1 pseudogene is annotated in these 605 nt (G+C 66.0%); it reads left to right on the top strand.

The features are described 5' to 3' along the window. A pseudogene (locus AC3WJD_RS22105) lies at positions 1-605 on the top strand (hypothetical protein); the annotation flags it as partial.

Below are 605 nucleotides of genomic sequence, written 5' to 3'. Positions count from 1 at the left end.
CAGTTCGGGCAGAGCGTGTCGGATCCCTTCAGCCAGGCCGCGGGCTTCATGGCGCATATCGTCGCCTCGACGATCTGCGGGGTGACCTCGAACGGCGCCAAGGACTGCGCGCGCTCGGGGCTCCAGGTCGTCCAGAACCTCGGCTATGCGATCGCCCCCGGCAAGGCCTTGAGCTTCGATCCCGCCAAGCTCGTCACGCCCGAACAGGCGCTGCGCGCGGTCATCGCCTATGCCGGCGCCGATCTCTGCCGCGACGGCTCGTGCCGCGACAATGTCGATGCGCGCTATATCGAGGACCTCCAGACCTGCGACAAATCGCCTTTCCTGTTCGCCTCCGACTGGCCGGGCTCCTTGGCCGATCTCGGCGGCTGGGCGCAGCTCACCCCGGGTGCCGCCAAGGTCGATACCGACAATGACGGCATGCCCGACGACTGGGAAAAGCGCTTCACCAACACCAACCCCGCTGTCTGGGACGCCAATGACGACAAGGACGGCGACGGCTATCCCAATATCGAGGAATATCTGAACGCGCTCGCCAAGGACGATGCCCGCTACAACGGCTTCGCCCAGTCGGCCACCGGATCCCTCCCCGCCTATAACTGCGG

The sequence above is a fragment of the Sphingobium sp. FW306-1B-F04DB genome, from assembly GCF_058781925.1.
Note: the sequence above shows the minus strand (reverse complement) of the source record. Positions and strands in the feature narration are given on the sequence as shown.